The 18,982-nt window shown below is 59.9% G+C and carries 15 protein-coding genes; 6 read left to right on the top strand and 9 right to left on the bottom strand.

All coding sequences use genetic code 11. The annotated features are described in order from the left end of the window. Positions 1-451: 451 nt before the first annotated feature. The 3 genes from PG888_RS15725 to PG888_RS15715 all read right to left on the bottom strand — a co-directional run bounded on the left by PG888_RS15725 (position 452) and on the right by PG888_RS15715 (position 2,487). Positions 452-1,498 (bottom strand): NAD(P)H-dependent flavin oxidoreductase, encoded by a 1,047-nt coding sequence (locus tag PG888_RS15725; protein WP_182938160.1) that lies wholly within the window; start codon positions 1,496-1,498, stop codon positions 452-454. Next, on the bottom strand, positions 1,495-1,773 hold the full coding sequence (locus PG888_RS15720; RefSeq protein WP_182938161.1) for a helix-hairpin-helix domain-containing protein: 279 nt from the start codon (positions 1,771-1,773) through the stop codon (positions 1,495-1,497). The genes PG888_RS15725 and PG888_RS15720 overlap by 4 nt, the downstream gene beginning before the upstream one ends. 72 nt (positions 1,774-1,845) lie before the next feature. Next, positions 1,846-2,487 carry a ribonuclease T2 family protein gene (locus tag PG888_RS15715; protein ID WP_182938162.1) on the bottom strand — a complete coding sequence of 214 codons (642 nt, stop codon included), beginning with the start codon at positions 2,485-2,487 and terminating at the stop codon, positions 1,846-1,848. 202 nt (positions 2,488-2,689) lie between these two features. Here PG888_RS15715 and PG888_RS15710 point away from each other — a divergent pair, with 202 nt between their 5' ends. Further along, positions 2,690-3,250 (top strand): gamma carbonic anhydrase family protein, encoded by a 561-nt coding sequence (locus tag PG888_RS15710; RefSeq protein ID WP_005343397.1) that lies wholly within the window; start codon positions 2,690-2,692, stop codon positions 3,248-3,250. A gap of 69 nt (positions 3,251-3,319) precedes the next feature. On the opposite strand, the gene PG888_RS15705 is transcribed toward PG888_RS15710, so the two are convergent. Continuing rightward, entirely contained in the window at positions 3,320-6,370 is a 3,051-nt protein-coding gene (locus PG888_RS15705; RefSeq protein ID WP_234606182.1) for a cytochrome c peroxidase, read from the bottom strand. A 190-nt stretch (positions 6,371-6,560) separates the two neighbouring features. After that, positions 6,561-7,469, bottom strand: a complete 909-nt coding sequence (locus PG888_RS15700) for an SAM hydrolase/SAM-dependent halogenase family protein (protein WP_075112515.1) — start codon at positions 7,467-7,469, stop codon at positions 6,561-6,563. Positions 7,470-7,667: 198 nt separating this feature from the next. On the opposite strand from PG888_RS15700, the gene PG888_RS15695 reads away from it, so the two are divergent. The 3 genes from PG888_RS15695 to PG888_RS15685 all read left to right on the top strand — a co-directional run bounded on the left by PG888_RS15695 (position 7,668) and on the right by PG888_RS15685 (position 11,147). After that, positions 7,668-8,132 (top strand): hypothetical protein, encoded by a 465-nt coding sequence (locus PG888_RS15695; RefSeq protein WP_234606180.1) that lies wholly within the window; start codon positions 7,668-7,670, stop codon positions 8,130-8,132. A 190-nt stretch (positions 8,133-8,322) separates the two neighbouring features. Further along, a complete protein-coding gene (locus tag PG888_RS15690; RefSeq protein ID WP_234606179.1) occupies positions 8,323-9,798 on the top strand; it encodes a GGDEF domain-containing protein in 1,476 nt (491 codons plus the stop codon). Between the two features lie 98 nt (positions 9,799-9,896). Beyond that, the gene (locus PG888_RS15685; protein WP_270693740.1) at positions 9,897-11,147 is read left to right on the top strand and encodes a DEAD/DEAH box helicase; all 1,251 of its coding nucleotides are present in this window, start codon (positions 9,897-9,899) and stop codon (positions 11,145-11,147) included. 83 nt (positions 11,148-11,230) lie between these two features. On the opposite strand, the gene PG888_RS15680 is transcribed toward PG888_RS15685, so the two are convergent. Together PG888_RS15680 and cphA are read right to left on the bottom strand one after the other, a co-directional pair. Next, positions 11,231-12,502: a hypothetical protein gene (locus tag PG888_RS15680; RefSeq protein ID WP_270693741.1), complete on the bottom strand. Its 1,272-nt coding sequence runs from the start codon at positions 12,500-12,502 to the stop codon at positions 11,231-11,233. Between the two features lie 224 nt (positions 12,503-12,726). Next, positions 12,727-13,491 carry a CphA family subclass B2 metallo-beta-lactamase gene (gene cphA, locus PG888_RS15675; RefSeq protein WP_442866247.1) on the bottom strand — a complete coding sequence of 255 codons (765 nt, stop codon included), beginning with the start codon at positions 13,489-13,491 and terminating at the stop codon, positions 12,727-12,729. A 341-nt stretch (positions 13,492-13,832) separates the two neighbouring features. Between cphA and PG888_RS15670 the strand changes: the two genes are divergently transcribed. Beyond that, positions 13,833-14,627: a hypothetical protein gene (locus tag PG888_RS15670; protein ID WP_270693743.1), complete on the top strand. Its 795-nt coding sequence runs from the start codon at positions 13,833-13,835 to the stop codon at positions 14,625-14,627. Positions 14,628-14,923: 296 nt separating this feature from the next. On the opposite strand, the gene PG888_RS15665 is transcribed toward PG888_RS15670, so the two are convergent. Both PG888_RS15665 and aguA read right to left on the bottom strand, forming a co-directional pair. Next, a complete protein-coding gene (locus tag PG888_RS15665) occupies positions 14,924-16,627 on the bottom strand; it encodes an amidase (protein WP_270693744.1) in 1,704 nt (567 codons plus the stop codon). Between the two features lie 137 nt (positions 16,628-16,764). Beyond that, on the bottom strand, positions 16,765-17,862 hold the full coding sequence (aguA, locus tag PG888_RS15660) for an agmatine deiminase (protein ID WP_270693745.1): 1,098 nt from the start codon (positions 17,860-17,862) through the stop codon (positions 16,765-16,767). 155 nt (positions 17,863-18,017) lie between these two features. Here aguA and PG888_RS15655 point away from each other — a divergent pair, with 155 nt between their 5' ends. Then, the gene (locus PG888_RS15655) at positions 18,018-18,971 is read left to right on the top strand and encodes a LysR family transcriptional regulator (RefSeq protein WP_021229503.1); all 954 of its coding nucleotides are present in this window, start codon (positions 18,018-18,020) and stop codon (positions 18,969-18,971) included. Positions 18,972-18,982 lie beyond the last annotated feature (11 nt).

Below are 18,982 nucleotides of genomic sequence, written 5' to 3'. Positions count from 1 at the left end.
CAAAATTGTTTGATGTTCGATGCTGTGAGTGCCCACACAGATTGCTTGATTCAAATTGTTAAAGAGCGACGCAACAGCGTGTTGCTACGGGAGTGGAATTCTACTCAACCGCCTTCTCGAGTCAAGCCTTATTTGCAAAGGCTTTTCGAGGTTATCGACTAGGTTGTTTGCGTTGCCGCTTGCCCTGTCGATGTGGCGCATTATAGAGATCCAGCTCACATTGGCAAGGCTTTACCGCAATAAAATTGCAAAAAAGTGCAATTTATTAGTTATTCATATCAACACACAGTCTTTATACAGACTTATCCACAGGAGTGGGTGAAATGCGGGGTTTTGTCTCCGGATAAGTGCCTCACAAGAGGACAGGCACTCATCCATCATCGCCGCACCGTCGCGCCTGACGTGCAGCACCAACGGCCTTTCCTATATAAAGAGGTATATATAGCAGCGCTTATCCCAATCCAGCCTCTTTGACCCAGCACGCCATCAGCTCGGTTGCAGGAAGATCTCGACAGCCCGACACATTCTGGCCAGCCCAGAGCGGAGAGAAGCCGCTGTCACCCGTTTTTTCGGCGGCGGCGCGCAGCTGTGCCAGTGCGCCACTTGCATAGGGGAAGTGAGGGGCAAGATCCCAGAGCGGGCCCAGCTCCCTCATCAGACGGTTGACGATACCCCGAGCCGGGCGGCCGCTGAACAGATTGGTCAGTGCCGTCTGCTGGCCTTGGGGTGAATGGAGGACGGCGCGATGCAGCGCCGAGGTGGTCGCTTCATCGCAGCAGAGAAAGGCGGTGCCCATCTGCACGGCGCTGGCACCCAGCGCCAACGCGTTGGTGATCCCTTTGCCATCGACAATACCGCCTGCGGCAATCACCGGCAGATCGGTCACCGCGAGGATCTGCGTCAGCAGGGTCAAGGTGCTCTGCTGCAAGGCGAGATCATCAGAGAGGAAATGGCCGCGATGACCACCCGCCTCCAATCCCTGGGCGATGATGGCGTCGGCGCCGTGGTGAGCAAGCCATACGGCTTCAGCCACCGTGGTGGCGCTGGCAAAAACCCTGGCCCCCGCCGCTTTCACCTGAGCAAGCAGCGAGGGCGCGGGCAAGCCGAAGTGAAAGCTGACCACCGCCGGTCTGAACTCGGCCACCATGGCAGCATGCTCCTCATTGAAAGGGGCTCGGCTTGGCGCCGTCGTAACGGCTGGGGGCTGCACGCCGAACTCGGCATAGTAGGGGGCAAGGCGCTGCTGCCAGCGGGCCAATGCAACGGGATCCGGCTCCCGTTGCTGATGGCAAAAGAAGTTGATGTTAAATGGCCCAAGGCCACTTTGGGCAAGACGCCCCAGTTCGCTGCGCAGCTCCGCTGGCGTGAGCATGGCGGCAGGCAAGGAGCCCAAGCCACCCGCACGGGTCACGGCCAGCGCCAGATCGCTGCCCTGCACACCGGCCATCGGCGCCTGAATGATGGGATAACGCATTCCCAGTTCGGTAAAGAGGCTCATCCATTCACCCCGTTTGTCGCGTCCGTCGCCAGATGTGCGCGGGCCAGCGCAATGGCGCCGTCGATGGCACTGCGCGCCTGCGGGCTATTCTGCCAGCAAGTCGAGCCCAGCATGCTGGCCACCAGCTGGACGATATGGGTAGTATCGGCCTCGGCTAATCCGGCCAGGGTATGGTAGCCAAGTTGTTCGAGCCGCACGATAACGGTCGGCCCCACTCCTTTCACGCCGAGCAGCAGGGCCCGCTCTGTCGGGCCAAACCGGTTGTTGCCATCCATCTGTCAGACTCCTTTCCGATAACCCTGGTTACACATCAGGCCCGCAAGGGGCCTGATGAAGAGAGTGGAGGCTTAACGCACGCTGCGCAGCAGGAAATCCGGCTGACCGCAGGAGCGGCGCTCGCGCTTTTGCATCTCGGCGGAACAGGTGACCGCATCCGCCCCCTCTTTATTGACGCAGATGTAGATCTCCCGCAGGAAGCGGCCACCATCGGCGCAGGCCACCGTGATGTTGTCGGGTGCCAGCCACTCGTTGACGCTCGCCAGATCGGCCTTGAGCTGGAAGCTGGTTTTGCGCAGCGGCTCTTCCGGCGATTGATAGACCGCCGGGATCTTCACCTTCAGGCGCAAATCGCTCGCCAGCTGATGGAAGGCCTGCTGGCTCAGCCCGGAGCAAGTGCCGTGCTTCTCCCACTCATGGCGATAGAGAAAACGGCTGGGGTAGAGGTCGGCAAACTCGCTCTCCATATCGGGATCGAGCCGTTCGCGGGTGCAGTTGCTGGGGTAACCGCGATCGTACTGGGGCCAGAGACCGTGCAGCACAAAGCCCAGCTTGCGGGAACACTGGTCCCGATCCGCCGGTTTGACGGCACAATGCTCGGGCGACCAGGAGAGCGCCATGGCGTAATAGTCAAACTCCCCCGCCTCCCCTTTGGCCTGCACGGCCGAGGAGAGCAACAAACCACCCGCCAACAGGGCAATCATCTTCTTCATCTATATATGTCCATCTAACGCGACTCGGGATGACAGACATGCTCCCATATTCTGGCGGCGGGAAACAGCCATGCCGAGACGGTGCGCGACAAGGGTCAGACCAGTCAGGGGTTTCACCAGAGGGCGAGCAGGGGTAAGCTGACCGACCGGTAGGCTCCTCGCCCACCACCAGATAATCCTCTTGGCAACCACAGGATGTAACATGATCCGCAAGAATCCCTCCGGCCATCTGCCTGTCATCGACGAATCCGCCTATATCGACAAGACCGCCATCATCTGCGGCAAGGTGATCATCAAAGAGAATGTCTTTGTCGGCCCCTATGCGGTGATCCGCGCCGACGAGGTGGATGCTAACGGCGAGATGGAGCCCATCGTCATCGGCGCCAACTCCAACATCCAGGATGGCGTGGTGATCCACTCCAAATCCGGCGCCGCCGTCACCATCGGCGAGTACACCTCCATCGCCCACCGCTCCATCGTCCACGGGCCGTGCGAAGTGGGGAACCGGGTCTTTATCGGTTTCAACAGCGTGCTGTTCAACTGCCATATCGGCGATGGCGCCGTGGTGCGTCACAACTCGGTGATCGATGGCTGCGATCTGCCGCCAGAGTTCTACGTCCCCTCCACCACCCGCATCAACCAGCAGAGCGATCTGACCCACATCCCGCGAGTCTCGGTGGATGCTGCCGAATTCTCCGAGGATGTGGCTCACACCAATATCGATCTGGTCAAAGGGTACAAGGCACTCTCCAACGAGTTCTGATCCCTCTGTATTCCCAGAGAACAAAACGGGCGCCGAGGCGCCCGTTTTTCATATGACTATCTATGAAGGCTAGATGGCCCTGACGCAGGTAGCGGCATGGGCCTCGTCCGCCAGATCCCACAGCGGGTCGCCAGTGCTCAGGTCGAGCAGCGGCAACTCACCATCGTCATTGGCAATCGCATCGCTGCTCCAGTAGCGGTTGTAGAGCGGCCACCCCTGCTGCTGGAGCAACTGATCCGTCGCGCCATCCTTGTTGTAAGCGGCAAACAGCACCTCCAGCTCGGCCCGGGTTGGCAGACGCCAGTCATCGTGGCCGCGCGCCACCAGCTGCTGGCAGTAATCCCGCGCCCGCGCCTGACCCATGGTCACATACTCCAGCGGGAAGGGATTGTAGTCACCATCACTGTCACTGCTCACACCGTCATAGGAGATGGACAGACGATCCGCCTCGTCCCTGGTCAGCTGGCAGACAAAAGCCAGCTTGCCCGCCACAAGCTCGGGTTGACGGCAGCCCCGGGCAAAATCGGGCTGGGCATCCACCACCTGCAACGTCACGTTCAACGTGTGACGAGCCGTGGTCGCCACCAGTCGTGCCGTACCGACCGCCACACCGCGTACCTCGCCCTCCGGGCTCACTGTGGCGAACTCTGGCTGTTCGCTGCGCCACTCAACAGGCACATCGAGCAGGCCGAGAGAGCCATCGCTCAGTTGCCACTGCAGTTGCAGAGGGCGTGAGCGCCCCACTTCCAACTGAGGCTGGGCAGGCAGCACCGCCAACCCGGTGATCACCGCACCCACCGGAGTCGGGTCATCCGCCTCACTCACCCTCAGCTCAGCAACAGTGGCAGGAGTGCGACGCGGCTCGGCCGAGGCACTGCGCAAAAACTCGCCGATGGCATCGAGCTCGTCATTGCTGAGGCCAAGAGCATGCAGGTGATCGGAGGCCTTGGGGAAGAAGGGATCGTATTGATCCGCACCGGTCGGGAAGCCGACCCCGCTGCTCCACTTGGTCACGCCAAAGTTGTACATGGCCACCACCCCCTGCACCGAGCCGCCGATACGCTGGGCCAGGATCGGGAAGATACCGTTGTGCATATAGGGGCCGGTAAAGGCGACGTCCCGCAGACTGGGGGTCTTGAAGCGGCCGATGTCTGCCTTGTTGCGGGTCTGTAGGAAGCGGCCGCGATCTTCCAGCTTGCCGCGACCGTAATAGGTAAGCCCCACACTCTCGAACCCGTGTTGACTCAGCAACGGGCCCGAGTGGCAGTTCATGCAGCGGCCATCGGTGCGGTAGAGGTGCATCCCCCACAGCGCCTTGTCACTGAGCGCCTGACTATCCCCTTGAACGAAGCGCTCAAAATCGCTGTCGCGGCTGATGATGGTGCGCTCGAAGGTGGCGATCGCCTTGGCGATCCGCTCCAGCGTGATCCCCTGATCGCCAAAGGCGGTGGCAAAGGCTGCCTGATAGTCGGGGCTGGCCTGCAAGCGGGCCAGCAGCTCGTCATGGCTCAGCGCCATTTCGATGGGGTTCTGGATCGGGTGAAGCGACTGCTCCTCCAGCGTGGCGACCCGCCCGTCCCAGAACTGAGTCGAGCTGAAGGCGCTGTTGAGGATGGAGGGGGCGTTGCGATTGCCCTTCTGACCCAGATGACCGACCGATACGCTCAGGCCATCGCTCCACCCCTTTTGCGGATCGTGGCAACTGGCACAGCTGATGTCCCGCCCCTTGGAGAGCTGCTTGTCGAAAAAGAGCTGCTGACCCAACACCACCTTGGCCCGGCTATAGGGGTTGTCGGCCGGGAAAGGTACCGCCGGCAGCGGCCCCAGCTCCTGCCATTCCACCCCGTCATCCACCCGGGCGGCAGGCCATTGGGCTGACGCGCCGCTGTACTGGGCGCGCAGAGTCGCCATGTCAGGCTTGCTGCTGTCGCGCACCACAGAGGGGCGCACCGGGTACGGAGCCAGCGCATACCAGAGCAGACTGCCCTCCCCCTCATCCAGCCAGGTTCGGGTCGCCAGCTGATAGAGACGGGGCTGACCCGCACCATCCTGCAGCCAGAGCTGGGTGGGCAGGGCTACCGCAAAGGTATTGGGGTAGCGCCATGCCGACTTGTCACCACTCAGCAGCCGTTCGAACTCGGTCAGGGTCGGCAGGCGCCAGTCGCTACGGCCGCAACCGCTCGGCACCGCGGCCAGTTGTGTCCGGTTGGCAACCGTCAACACACTGGAGTCACTGCCATAAAGCCAGTACTGGCTGCCCTTGACCCCGCTGACCGTACGCACATCGTGCAGGCACTGCCAGGGGCCGCGCACCACCAGCTGCCCCTGCTCATCGAGGCGCAGCAGATCCGCCGTCTCCGGCTCGTCCGGCTGGCTGGGATTGGCGGGATAAAGCTGGGTGCGGGCGGACTGGATCTGGGCGCTGTTGCTTCGCTGATACCAGCTGCGCGCCTGCTTGTCATCGCGCAGGGCCAGCAGCATCTGCCAGCTGTCGGCATAGTCGAGCACGGCGCCCGGCTGGCGCTGGGCCAGCAGGAAGGCAGCGTAATCCTCAATGGCCGCCTGTTGCTGCACACGGATCTCCTCTGCCCTGCCCCACTCGGCCTGACTGAGGGAACCATCCCCGCTCTGATCCGCCAGCAGGAAGAGCGCAGTCTCCTCCTCGTTCAATCCCAGCCGCGGCACGCTGTTGCGGCGCGCCAGAGTGATCCCGGCCGAGAGATCCGCCACCCGCACCGATACCGCACGCAGCAGATAGCCCTCGTCGCTACCAAGCAGCTCCAGCGGCTGATCCAGTTGCAGACCTGCTGGCAAGGTGATGCGGGTGAGCTGGCCCGGTACGATGACCTGCTGCACGCGGATCCCGGTGGCGACCTGTCTCACCTCGAGCTGTGCACCCGCCCCCAGCCGATCGGCCACATTGACCTCTATGGTCAGGGGCACCCGGGTATGGGTTTCTGGCTGCACTGTTGGTGGCACTATGGGTGGCGTGACGGGAGGTTCGGTCGGCTTGACGACCGGCGGGGTCACCTCGGGTGAGGGGGCCACCGACGTATTGCTGTGATTGTCATTGCATGCGGTCAGGGCCAGCAGGCTGAGCAGTAAAAGGCTGGTTTTCATTCGTTATGGTTAGGTGGTCAGACAAGTGCGCGATTATCTATCCAAATACCAATCATTATCAATTGCATTCAATTAATATGCATTTTGACAACAACTCCTTATCCGCAACTTCTATCAGCCAATGAGAGAGGGCAGCCTCTTTGGCTGCCCTCGCTTGCTTCAAACCCGCTGGTCGAAAGCCCGACAATCTTCAGGAGCACTTCTTCAGGCTAATATGCCAGTTGGCGCCGGATTGCACCTGATGCTTGGCGGCGAAGCTGTCCATGTTCAGCGCCACCGACACCTGCAGCAGGCTGTTGAGGTAGACCAGCGGCTGCCCTTCCGGCACATCGCCGAAGCTGCTGACGTAAGGTGCCTTGCCGTCATATTTGACCGCATCCCCTTCGCTGATCTTGATACAGGCGCTATCCCCCTTGTTGATCCCTGCCTGGGTCAGCAGCGCATCGTCGATATTGGTCCAGACGTTGCCGTACTGCACATCGAGGATCGGGATGGTGCCCTTGAGGGTGCCATCTTTCTCGGCGACCGCAGGCTGATAGGGGATCTTCACCACCTCGGCGGGCAGCAGCGGGCCGACCTGCTCATAACTGATAGCGCCGGAAGCGAGCCGTGCGCCGGTGTAGGCGTACACATCGCGGCCGTGGAAGGTGTAGGACTTCTCGGAGCCCTTGAGGCGATTGCGCTTCTCGTCAATCTGGCGCACCGCCTCGATGCCGAAGTGCTCGGCCACCAGGGTCAGGGTGCCGTTATCCGGGGTGACGATGTAGTGGCCGCTCTTGGTCTTGAGCACCACCGAGTGGCGATCGGTGCCCACACCGGGATCCACCACGCTGACAAACACCGTTCCCTTGGGCCAATACTGCAGGGTCTGATAGAGGCGGTAGGAGGCTTCCCAGATGTTGTAGGCCGGGATCTCGTGGGTCAGATCATAGAGCGGCAGGGTGCGATCCACCCCGAAGGCGACCCCTTTCATGGCCGATACGGCGCCATCTTTGAGGCCGAAATCGGTCTGGATCACCAGCGCTTCGTTGGCGGCGGCAATGCCGCTGGCCAGCATGAGAGCGAGCGCGATGGCGCGGGGAGCGGTGCGAATATCCATATCTGAACTCCTGAATCATCTGAGGATAACGAAACGGCAACAGCCATTTAGACATCCAGACTGCCATTGATAAATTTTTTTGCAAGGAGTTTGCACCAAAGTGAGGGGCGACTCGCAGAAATTGTGCTCGCCAAACGGCGACAGCGGGGGTATCAAAGGCAGAATGGGAAAACGTTTACAATACAGGAGCCCGGCACCATGACACAACCCGTACCCGAGATGATGACCCTGCTGCTGGAGATTGGTGAACAGAGCAGTCAGGTCTGGCTGAGCCAGCCAGATGGGGCCCCGTCACACTACCCGCTGGCCTTTGGCACCCACGCCATCCAGCCCGGACCGTTTCGCCATGCGCCGCCCACCCCGCTCGAACTGGAGCGGGCTATCATGGTGGTGGAAGATGAACTGATGCGCATCGCCCCGCAGATCCCGCCCGGCTTGCAGCTGACCCTGCGCAGCCAGCCGTCACTGGCCGAAGTGCTGGGGGACAACCAGCTCGAGCGGGATCTGGTGGAGCAGGCCTTTGGCCAGCTGGCCGCCATGGCGGAAGGAGATCCCCTCGCCGCCAGCTTGCTGCCCCGCGACCAGCACGTTGCCGCCGTATTGCTGATCGTCAGGGAGTGGCTGCACCATCTGGCGAGCGAAAGCGTGCTGATCGTCGAATAGCTGACTGCGCCGCCGCTCACCAGCGTATCCCCCTCGGGAGCAACTATCCGCCCATTGCCGCTGGCGACCCCGCAGTCGGCGATGAACGGCAGCGGCGGACTCTTCCGGACTTGCTTTGACGTATACTCCAGCTAATCTGGCAACCAGCCAGCAATATCACATCCCTTTCACTCTGGAGGCGCTCCTCGCCATGGCTTGGCATAAGGTTAGAATCGAACACCCCAAACTGACGCTGCTGGGGGTAACCCTGCTAATACTGACCGGATTGGGCTGCGTGTTCTATTACACCTATCAGAGCCTGCGCCACGACATGCACCTCATCACCGCCAAGCAGAAGAACGTGTTCGACGTGTTCTACCAGCGGGCCAAGATCCTCGAGGTGGAAAACATCACCAGCTATCTCGCCTACCAGCGGTCGCTGGAAACTCCCGCCCACCTCGTTCGCAACGAGTCGAACACCAACTACCTCTATGGCTACGACCTGAGAAGCAAGCACCGCTTTGCCGATGTGCCGCTGCAATACCCGGCCGCCAATATCCTCAATACCTTCCGCTATGCCCTCTCCTATCCGGAGGTGATCAACATCTACACCATCTGGAACGACTACCGGCTGATCGGCATGGTGGCCGACAACAAGCTGCTGCCCGCCAGACTGGCGCCGATCAAGGTGGATCTGATGACCCTGCCCGCCTGGTATCACTACTTCGGTTGCGCCAGCTTTGCACCCGGCCGCCCCTTCTGCAGCGCCGATGAGGCCTTTGTTTCCGATATCGGTATCGACAGCTTCAGCATGCGCAAAACCATAGTGATGAGCTTCCCCTTCATTCATCAGTCGGGGCGCAGCGGCTACAAGTACGGGCTGCTTAGCATCGACATTGCTGTCGATGAGGCGTTTCGGGATGTGCTGCACCCCTTCGATGCCGTCAACCCGACTCGTACCGACATCTCGTTTGAGGCTGCCGAGCCCTGCCTCCCCTGGCAGATCTGCCTGAGCAAACCCTTTATGCGCACCAAGGCAGGGGAAGATCTCTATCTGAGGTGGTCCTACTCCTGGCTCGATTTCATCCAGCTGGCCTTTCACGGCCCCGCGTTCAAGATCTATCTCATCATCATTTTGCTGGTGATGGTGGCATGGAAGCAGATCTATCAGCGGCTGCGCACCCTGGCCCATACCGATCACCTGACCCGCTTGCCACGGCGGGACATTCTCACCCAGAGCCTGCTGCACGAGCACGACTACCTGATGATCCTCGATATCGACAACTTCAAGTCGATCAACGATCTGCATGGTCATAGCATCGGCGATGCCGCGCTCATCGCCTTTGCCCGCCACCTCAAGGGCAGCATTCGCAAGATCGATACCGCCATCCGCTGGGGCGGCGAGGAGTTTATCGTGCTGTTTCAGGGGATGGAGGATGACGAGATGATGATCCATTCAGCCGAACGGCTGTTAAACGCCCCCTTGCAGATCCCCGAACTGCCCGCTCCCATCACCTTCTCCGCCGGGGTGATCCGCATTCGCGACTATCTCACCGTCACCGAGGCGGTGCATCTGGCCGACGAACTGCTCTACCACGTCAAACAGCACGGCAAGCACAACATCGCCTGCTACGAGGGCAAGACGATCCGGCTGATCCGTCCGTTGCCGGATGACGCAGAGGCATAGCCGCCTTCTGCCGATCCCCCTGCTTCTGTTACCATCGCGGCCACGATGATTGTGTCGTTGTGGCCGCTGGCCGCGATAACCCCCTACTGGTGCCTTCTATGTCTATTGCCTCCTTTGCCGAACTGGCCCTCTCCCCCCGTCTGCGGCAGACCCTGAGCGAGCTCGGCTATGCCGCCCCCACCCCCATTCAGGCTCGCGCCATCCCTGCCATTCTGGCGGGTCGGGATCTGATGGCGGGGGCCCAGACCGGCACCGGCAAGACTGCCGCCTTTGTGCTGCCGCTGCTGGAGCAACTGATGCAACAGCCGGCGAGCGATGCATCCCGCCCGATCCGTGCGCTGGTGCTGGTGCCGACCCGCGAGCTGGCGGTGCAGGTCGCCGAGAGCGTGGCGCGCTACGGGCAAGGCAGCGGTCTCACCAGTACCCTGGTCTACGGCGGGGTGAGTATCGCGGCGCAGGTGGAAGCGCTGAAACAGGGCGTTGATATCCTGATCGCCACCCCGGGCCGGCTGCTCGACCATCTGCGTCAGGGGGCATTGAGCCTTGAGCACCTCCGCCATCTGGTGTTTGACGAGGCGGATCGAATGCTCGACATGGGCTTTATGGACGAGATCAAGGCGCTGCTCAAACAGATCCCGACGGATCGCCAGACCCTGCTCTTCTCCGCCACCTGCGACGACAACCTGTTTGCCTTGAGCAAGGTACTGCTGCGTGACCCCGAACTGATTGAAGTGGCACCGCGCAACACCACGGCAGCCGAGGTGGAGCAGCGGGTCTACACGGTGGATAGCGATCGCAAGCTGGCGCTAGTCGAGCACATGCTGAAAGTGAAAGGCTGGGCACCGGCGCTTATCTTCAGCCGCACCCGCCAAGGGGCTGACAAGCTGGCCCAGCAACTCGGCAAGGCGGGCATCAATGCGCTGGCCTTCCACGGCGATCTGTCGCAGAGCGCGCGGGAGAAGGTGCTGCTGGAGTTTCGCGCCGGCACCCTGCAGGCACTGGTTGCCACCGACGTGGCGGCTCGCGGCCTCGACATCAGCGATCTCAACTACGTGATTAACCTCGAATTCCCGTTTGTGGCCGAGGATTACGTCCACCGTATCGGGCGCACCGGCCGTGCCGGCAACAAGGGGCTCGCCATCACCCTGTTCAGCCCGGAAGATGCGCCGCTGCTGGAGAAGGTGGAAGCGGTGCTCGACACCCGCCTGCCCCAGCAGTGGTTCCCGGGCTTTGAGCCGGATCTGACCCGCTTCGAGCCCGAGCCACGCCGCAACAGCAAGGCGGCCCAGAAGCAGCGCGCCAGAAAGCAGGCCCTCGCTGGCAACAAAGGCAGCAAGGGCAAGCGTTAAGCCGCCCCTGCGCCGCCAACAAAAAACGCCCGCACGGGCGTTTTTTGTTATCTGACAGGGGCCAGCTCTTGGCGAGTGACACCCTAGCGGGTCGCCAGCACCAGTGGCAGGGATCGCAAGATCTGCCGCTCCGCCAGGGTCGAGAGGATAAACATCACCAGATAACCGAGCCCCTGCGCCACGATAATCGCCACCACGTTGGCGGTGAACTCGGCCACCAGATAGTAGGCGGCAACCAGCGCCACTATTCCCGCCAGCCGGATCAGCAAACTCCGGGTAAAGTGGCCGTGAGCCTTGATATAGGCGAGCTGATATCCGTTGAGCATCATAAAGATAAAGAAGATGGAGAAGTGGAACAGCACGGGCACCGCCCCCACGTAGTCGGCGGGGAAGAACAGCAACACCAGCGGCTTGCCCGCCAGCAGCATCAAGCCAAAGAAGGCCAGACTGACGATGGCGGAGAGACGGAAGATCCAGCGGCGGATCAACCTTATCTGGCGGTGATCGCCGTTGCGCAGATTGACCGCCAGCTCAGGCAGCACAAAGCGGTAGATGGGGAAGACAAACAGGGTGGTCATATAGGTGAAGATGGGGCGCACCACCACCTGAAAATCCCCCAGCTCGTCGATGCTGAAATGGCGGATGGTGAGCAGCACGGTGATGTAAATCATCAGGATGCTGGCCCCCGCCTCCAGCGAGGCGGTAAAGCTCTTCTTCACATAGCTCACCATCTCGGGCCCAAGCGCCACCTTGGCCAGCGGCTTGGTGGCGATGGCCCGGCGCCGCGAGACATACATATAACCGGCGATGGCGAGCGACGAGAAGGTCAGCCCGTAGAAAAGCGAAGCGAGCGCATCCATCCCCAGCCCGAAATAGCAGGCCATAAACAGCAGGCCATTGGCCAGTGGCTCCAGCCAGGTAACCCGGTTGGAGAGCTCATACATCCGGTACATTGCCACCAGATTGGTGAAGTAGACCTTGAGCCCCAGTCCGAAGATGACCCCCACCAGTTGCAGATACTCCACCCGGATATGGAGCCCGTGCTTGATATAGGGGATCACAGCCCCCCAGGTGAGCAGCACGATGCCAATCAGGAAGTAGCGGAAGATATTGATGATGTCCCGATCGTTTTTGGTCTGGGAGTAGCTCACCACCATGGAGGAGCGAAAACCGGTCATCAGGATAAAGGAGAGGGAGATCAAATCCACCACGCTGTTAAATAGCGCCAGCTCCCCCTTGGCGACCCACTGCGCCAGCCACACCTTGAAGGCGAAGCCGATAACGATGCTGACCAGCGAGGCCCACATCCCGGTGATAAAGGCCTGCTTGAGGCGTGCGAGAGAGGCGTATTGCATAACGAAAATGGATAACTTTCAGGGAAAAGAGAGAGGGCCATCTTATGAAAGCCCACCCGCCTTGAACAGCCTTAATCTCGCCGTGCCAACGCCCGCAATAAGTGGCCGCAGAAAAGCCGCAACAGCAAAACCCCCGCTTATTTCCTGAAAGCGGGCCTTTTGTGGTGGGCCGTTATGGCCGCTGATCGCAGCAATGGCAAGGCTTGCAGGCTGTCGCGCAGCCGCTATGACTGCGGCGCCGCCTTGATCAGCGCCTCGTAGTGTTCAATCAGCTCGGGGCCGTGCAGCGGCGAGTCGTGGCCGCCAATCACCGTCTTGATCGGCAGCTTCATCGCTTTCAGCCGCTCGATGGTCTGCGGATACGCCTTCACATTGGCAAAGCTCAGGTTGCCCAGCTTCTCCTTGAGGATGCAGTTGCCATAGAGCACCTGCTCGTCTGGGAAGTAGACAAAGATGCCGTCCGGCGTATGAGCCGGGCCCGCGTAGAAGGCGCGCACCTTGCCCTCTTGCAGCGTGAAGTCACCATCGTGCACCACGTTGGGCAGCACCAGCGGCAGATCCGGGTACTCCGGCAGCCCCTTGCGGGTAAAGGCGACAATCTCGGCCCAGTCGCTCTTCATCAGCTCCCGGGTCTGGCGGGTTGCCACCACCTTGGCCCCGATGGACTTCCAGTAGGCGTTACCACCTGCCCGATCGGTGTGGTAGTTGGTGTTGATTACCTCCAGCACCGGCTGGTGGCTGACCCGTTTGATCAGCTTGTGCAGCTCGCGGGCGGTATCCGGCGTCCAGGTCGCCCCCACCACAGTCACCCCCTTGGCCCCGAAATAGACCATGGAGTTTTCCTTTACGTAGTAGTTATCTTCAACCACGTAGACAGGGCCGCTCACCTGCATGAGTTCGATCCCAGCCGCCCGCACGCTGCCACCCCAGAAACTCGCCATCAACACCACGGCTCCGGCCAATCCGCACTTCATCCAACCTTTCATCACCTTGCTCCCTCGAACCAACCGCCCCCTCGCCACCCCTGTGGCAAGCCGGGCCTTTTAAGCAGCGGGCAGAAGATACGGGGGATTTGTGAGGGGAAAATGAGGTTGTGTGAAGAGAAGGTGAAGTCAGAGGAAAGTCCGGAGAAATCAGCAGCGACATCCTATTCGCGAACGTCCGAATACGCTTCGCTATTCGGATATATGGTCTTAATCTAAGCCTCTATCTTATATGATTCACATCGACCACTCACACAAAGGTTTCATTCAAAGCTCAGGCAAGGTTACACTAGACAGACTTAAGTGAGATTTATAAACTTTATTAACAAATTAAATGTGATTTAAATATGAAAGAAATTTTCAACGATTTTGTAAACGGCAACGCAACTACAAAACTGTCAATAATATCGAATGTATCAACAATTCTTGGAGTATCTGTAGCTACTTTTGTTGCTGGACCATTTCTCAGTAAATTTGCAGAGATGGAGTTTATTGTAAGCGATTTCATTATCGCAATAACATTTTACTTCATTTATTTATGGCTGGCAGCTAGCACCATTTACTTTTCAATAAAAGAGTTAATCAATAGTGCGCGCAATAGAAACACATCAGATATAATAACAAAAACCATTCAGCTTTTATTAATTCTGTGGGCTGCCATCGTTATATTCCCACATGCAAAATATTACACCGGGAACATTTTCAACACTAGTTATCTTTTACCTCCCCCTGCAAAAAAGGCTATATCAGGCTTATCGAAGATAAAAGTAGATGAAAATGATTCAAACATTACAGTGCAAGGTGAAATTATATTTAATAAGGGCATGAACGGTTCTGATTATGAGCTAGTGCTTTATAAAAAAAATGACGCTGGGGTTTATACACCAGTAGAGATGTCTAACCGTGAAGATTCATTCCGACTAAGTCAGAACGGTCAATTTACAATGCCTTTCGATACTCGTTACAATAAAATTAATGATCCTGCATTGGTTATCTATAGATCAGCAGACTGGTCGCTAACTACTTATATGACCTCACAACAGGGATACCCTGAAGGAATGACTCAATTACCATCTTCGGAAATGGATGCTCTCGATGCTTATGTTTTTTTCCTAAAGCACAAACCAATTCATATTAAATAGACATTTAACCACTGGTTTCAAAACTATTAACTATGAATTATCTCTTATAGAAGCTTATCCAAGTCATGTAGCAAAAGTGTTACCACTTCCAATATCGTTTCTCATGAGGCACCTACTGTATACCCAAGGATCCACCATTGATGGTGATAATCTTTAATTAGCTGACGATACAAGCATGAGTAATAAATAAGCACAAGATACGAACCAGACAACATAGGCAATAAAAACCACCCGCATAACGGGTGGTTTTTTCATTATCTCAGAATGAACCAGAGATATTTAACTCACAACAGCAATCAAACCAACGGCGGCGTGCGTGGCGGCACCATACGCTTGCTGCCGGTGGACTCGAAGGCCGACGCAAAGCGCAGCAGGTTGTTGTCGTCATAGGCACGACCGGCAAAGGTCAGCCCCACCGGCATACCGATATCGGCCATCACCCCCATGGGGACGGTGACGGTCGGCACGCCGAGATGGCGAATGACGAGGTTGCCGTTGGCAACCCAGATGCCGTTGCTCCAGGCGATATCGGCGGAGGCCGGATTCACATCCGCATCAGCCGGGGCGACATCGGCGACGGTGGGGAACAGCACGGCGTCGAGCTTGAGCCCGTCCATCCAGTCCTCCAGGTCCAGCTTGCGGGTCTTCTCCAGCCCACGCAGGCCGTCCGGCACTGTGGCGATCTCGTCCCAGGATTTCAGGCCGCGCTTGGCCATATTGACATACTCGCCCATGCCCGCCGCCAGATCGCCCTCGCGGTTCGGCAGGGTGCCCGGGTCGTGGGGGAAGATCTTCGGCCCATCGACATCCTCAAGCTTGTTCAACTTGGGATCGCCGTTGGCGCGCAGGAAATCGTCGAACGCCCAGCCGGAGAGCTCCCACAGCTCGTCGTTGAGAAACTCCGGGCTCACGATGCCGCGATTGAACACGGTCGGCGCGCCGGGTCGGTCCCCTTCGCAGTTGGAGACCAGCGGGAAGTCCACTTCGATGACTTCGGCGCCAGCGGCTTCCAGCGCCTTGCGCGCTTCTTCCCAGAGGGCAATCACGGTTGGACGGGTATGGATGCGCTGACCGGTCGGGCCACCAATGCCGGGGTTTTCGCTGGTGCCGGCCAGTTCATCCTTGTTGATAAACATGCGCGGCACGCCGAGGCGCTTGCCCTTGAGGGCGTCGGCCTTGGCAGCCAGCTCCAGATAGGAAGCCGGACGCACTTCGGAGGCCTTGGGCAGTTGCACCCAGGGCTGCATACGCCACAGATCGCCACGGGTGTCGGCATCGTCTGCCACCACTACGTCGAGCACTTCCAGCAGATCATTCATGGTGCGGGCATAGGGCACCACCACATCCATGGTCGGAGTCAGCGGCCAGTTGCCGCGCACCGAGATGACGCCACGGGACGGGGTGTAGGCGCACAGGCCGTTGTTGGAGGCAGGGCCACGACCGCTCGACCAGGTCTCTTCGGCCAGACCAAAGGCGGCGAAGCTGGCGGCGGTGGCAGTACCGGCCCCGTTGGAGGAGCCGGAGGCAAACGGCGCGGTCAGGTAGTCGGCGTTGTAGGGGCTCTCGGCACGGCCATAGACGCCGCGCTGCATGCCGCCATTGGCCATCGGCGGCATATTGGTCTTGCCAAGGCAGATGGCACCGGCGGCGCGCAGGCGCTCAACGGTAAAGGCATCGCGCTGGGCCACCAGATCCTTGAAGGCCGGGCTGCCGGAGGCGGCATTCAGCCCCTTGACCAGATAGCTGTCTTTGGCGGTGTAGGGGATGCCGTCGAGCGGGCTCAGGGTCTCGCCACGGGCACGGCGGGCATCGGAAGCCTCGGCTTCTTTCAGCGCATCGGGATTGGCGACCACCACGGCGTTGAGTTTGGTGGCAGTCTCGGGGCCGTTGTAGGCCTCGATCCGGGCCAGATAGGCCTTGACCAGTTCGACCGCTGTGGTACGGCCTGATTCGAGCGCGGCACGCAGCTCGGCAATGGAAACCTCGGTCACTTCGATCATTTAGGATCTCCTGTAAAAGGGTGACTGTTTGTCATGATGATCGCCGCATCAGCGACGGCGCTCATCACACCATCAAGAGAGAAAACCCCACGGCGTGGGGTTTTGAATACCAACCTCAGCTGGCTTGGAACAGGTTCTTATTTCCCTGAGGGGATTTGCTGAGTAATGCAGTGAATATTGCCACCGCCCAGCAGGATCTCGCGGGCCGGTACGCCGACCACGGTGTGCTCCGGGAAGATCTCTTCCAGAATGCGCTGGGCTTCGCCATCGGTGGCGGCATCCAGCAGCGGGTAGACAATGCGATCGTTGGTGATCAGGAAGTTCACATAGGAACCGGCCAGACGGCCTTCTGCCTCGCGTGGTACACCGCTGCCGCTCTCGACACCGGCAGACTCCTCTTCAGTGCAGAACAGCGGGCCCGGCTGGGGCAGCTTCCACACTTTCAGCTTGCGACCCTTGGCATCGACCTCCGCTTCCAGCACCTTGAGGGCGGCTACGGAGCGGGCGTACTGGGGATCGTTCTGGTCGTCAGTCCAGTGCAGGGCCACTTCACCCGGACGGACGAAGCAGCACATGTTGTCGATGTGGCCATCGGTTTCGTCCATGTAGACGCCTTCGTCCAGCCAGATAAAGCTGGTGACGCCCAGATAGTCGCGCAGGTGAGCTTCGATCTGCTCTTTGGTCAGGTGCGGGTTGCGGTTTTCGTTGAGCAGGCACTCGGCGGTGGTCAGGCAGGTGCCTTCGCCATCGACGTGGATGGAGCCCCCTTCCAGAATCAGCGGCGCGTCGTAACGAGCCATGCCGTGTTGGGCCAGCATCTGGGCAGCGACCTCTTCATCCTGATTCCACGGGTAGTAGAGACCGCCCTTGTGACCGCCCCAGGCGTTGAAGCCCCAATCCACGCCACGGCACTCGCCTGCGGCGTTGGTCACAATGGTGGGGCCGGTATCGCGGGCCCAGCAGTCATCGCTGTTCATTTCGACCAGGGTGACGTGGGCGGGCATGATGGCGCGAGCCTGCTCCATAAACTGGGCCGGAACCCCCATAAAGACCGGGGTAGCACCACCGATGGCATCGGCCACCTTGGCGAAGGTCTCTTGCGCGAAGCGACCGGCTACGCGCCAGTTGTCCGGGCGAAACGGCCAGATCATCCAGACGGCCTGCTGGTGCGCCCACTCGGCGGGCATGGTGAAGCCGTCGGCGGCCGGCGTGGAGTTAATGGTCTTGATGCTCATCGCAAGGCTCCTTGCATGGATTGAGGCCCCCGTTTACGCCCGATGCGGCGCGGGAACCCGGAAAAATAAGAGTGGGTCGCAGATTAAGACGTTGCGCCCCCATCCATCAAATGAATAGGATGGATTGTCCCATAAACACGGCGAATAATCCCCCCATGAAACTGCATCAGCTCGACCTCAATCTGCTGCTCGCGTTTGACGCCCTGATGACGCAGGGCAGCGTTACCCGCGCCGCCGAAGCGCTCTTTATCAGCCAGCCCGCCATGAGCCACTCCCTTAACCGGCTACGCACCTTTCTCGGCGACCCGCTTTTGGTGCGCACCCCGCAGGGGATGCTGCCGACCCCGCGCGCCCAGCGACTGCATCTGGGGGTGCAGCAGGCGCTGCGGCTGCTGGAACAGCAGCTCACCGAGGAAGAAGAGTTCGAGCCGAGCCAGTCGAAGCGGCGCTTCGTGCTCTGCACCACAGATTACGTGGAGTGCGTGCTGATCCCGCCGCTTATTCAGCGCCTCAGACGGCTGGCGCCGGGGGTTACCATCGAGATCCGCATCCTGCGCGACACCCTGCCCGAAGCCGAGCTGGCAAGCGGCGAGATCGATCTGGTGCTGGGCTTTGACGAGTACATGCAGGTGCCGGGGTATCTCGGCAAGGAGACCTGGCTCACCGAGCCGCTGGCCGGGTTGGTGCGCGCCGATCTGCCCATTGCCAAATCGGCCCCCGCCGGCGCCGAGGATGACCCCTCCCAGTGGCAGGAGCGCATCACCCTGCCGCAGCTCATCGCCATGCCCCATGTGTTCCACTCGCCGCTGGGCACCTCGGAGGCGAGCCTCGACCGCTATCTGAAGAGTCAGGGCTTTAGCCGCACCATCTCGGTCAACAGCCAGAGCTATATGTCCGCCGCCGCCATCGTCAGCCAGAGCGATCACCTCTTGGTGCTGCCCAGCATGGTGGCCGAGCTGCTCGCCACCCACTGGCCGCTGAAAAGCCTGCCGCTGCCCGCAGACGTACCGGATTATCACCTCAACTGCGTCTGGCACCCCGTGCATGCCCAGCAACCCGCGCTGGTGTGGCTGAAAGATTTGATGAAGGAGCTGGTGGGGCCGAGGTAAGGCCGCGGCGT

This window comes from Aeromonas sp. QDB23 (assembly GCF_027707745.1).
Classification (GTDB): domain Bacteria; phylum Pseudomonadota; class Gammaproteobacteria; order Enterobacterales; family Aeromonadaceae; genus Aeromonas; species Aeromonas allosaccharophila.
Note: the sequence above shows the minus strand (reverse complement) of the source record. Positions and strands in the feature narration are given on the sequence as shown.

Coding starts and splice junctions, on each gene's coding strand:
- PG888_RS15725 (WP_182938160.1), bottom strand. CDS start 1,498: ATGAGCCTCTTTACCGAACTGGGAATGCGTTATCCCATCATTCAGGCG.
- PG888_RS15720 (WP_182938161.1), bottom strand. CDS start 1,773: ATGGATGGCAACAACCGGTTTGGCCCGACAGAGCGGGCCCTGCTGCTC.
- PG888_RS15715 (WP_182938162.1), bottom strand. CDS start 2,487: ATGAAGAAGATGATTGCCCTGTTGGCGGGTGGTTTGTTGCTCTCCTCG.
- PG888_RS15710 (WP_005343397.1), top strand. CDS start 2,690: ATGATCCGCAAGAATCCCTCCGGCCATCTGCCTGTCATCGACGAATCC.
- PG888_RS15705 (WP_234606182.1), bottom strand. CDS start 6,370: ATGAAAACCAGCCTTTTACTGCTCAGCCTGCTGGCCCTGACCGCATGC.
- PG888_RS15700 (WP_075112515.1), bottom strand. CDS start 7,469: ATGGATATTCGCACCGCTCCCCGCGCCATCGCGCTCGCTCTCATGCTG.
- PG888_RS15695 (WP_234606180.1), top strand. CDS start 7,668: ATGACACAACCCGTACCCGAGATGATGACCCTGCTGCTGGAGATTGGT.
- PG888_RS15690 (WP_234606179.1), top strand. CDS start 8,323: ATGGCTTGGCATAAGGTTAGAATCGAACACCCCAAACTGACGCTGCTG.
- PG888_RS15685 (WP_270693740.1), top strand. CDS start 9,897: ATGTCTATTGCCTCCTTTGCCGAACTGGCCCTCTCCCCCCGTCTGCGG.
- PG888_RS15680 (WP_270693741.1), bottom strand. CDS start 12,502: ATGCAATACGCCTCTCTCGCACGCCTCAAGCAGGCCTTTATCACCGGG.
- PG888_RS15670 (WP_270693743.1), top strand. CDS start 13,833: ATGAAAGAAATTTTCAACGATTTTGTAAACGGCAACGCAACTACAAAA.
- PG888_RS15665 (WP_270693744.1), bottom strand. CDS start 16,627: ATGATCGAAGTGACCGAGGTTTCCATTGCCGAGCTGCGTGCCGCGCTC.
- aguA (WP_270693745.1), bottom strand. CDS start 17,862: ATGAGCATCAAGACCATTAACTCCACGCCGGCCGCCGACGGCTTCACC.
- PG888_RS15655 (WP_021229503.1), top strand. CDS start 18,018: ATGAAACTGCATCAGCTCGACCTCAATCTGCTGCTCGCGTTTGACGCC.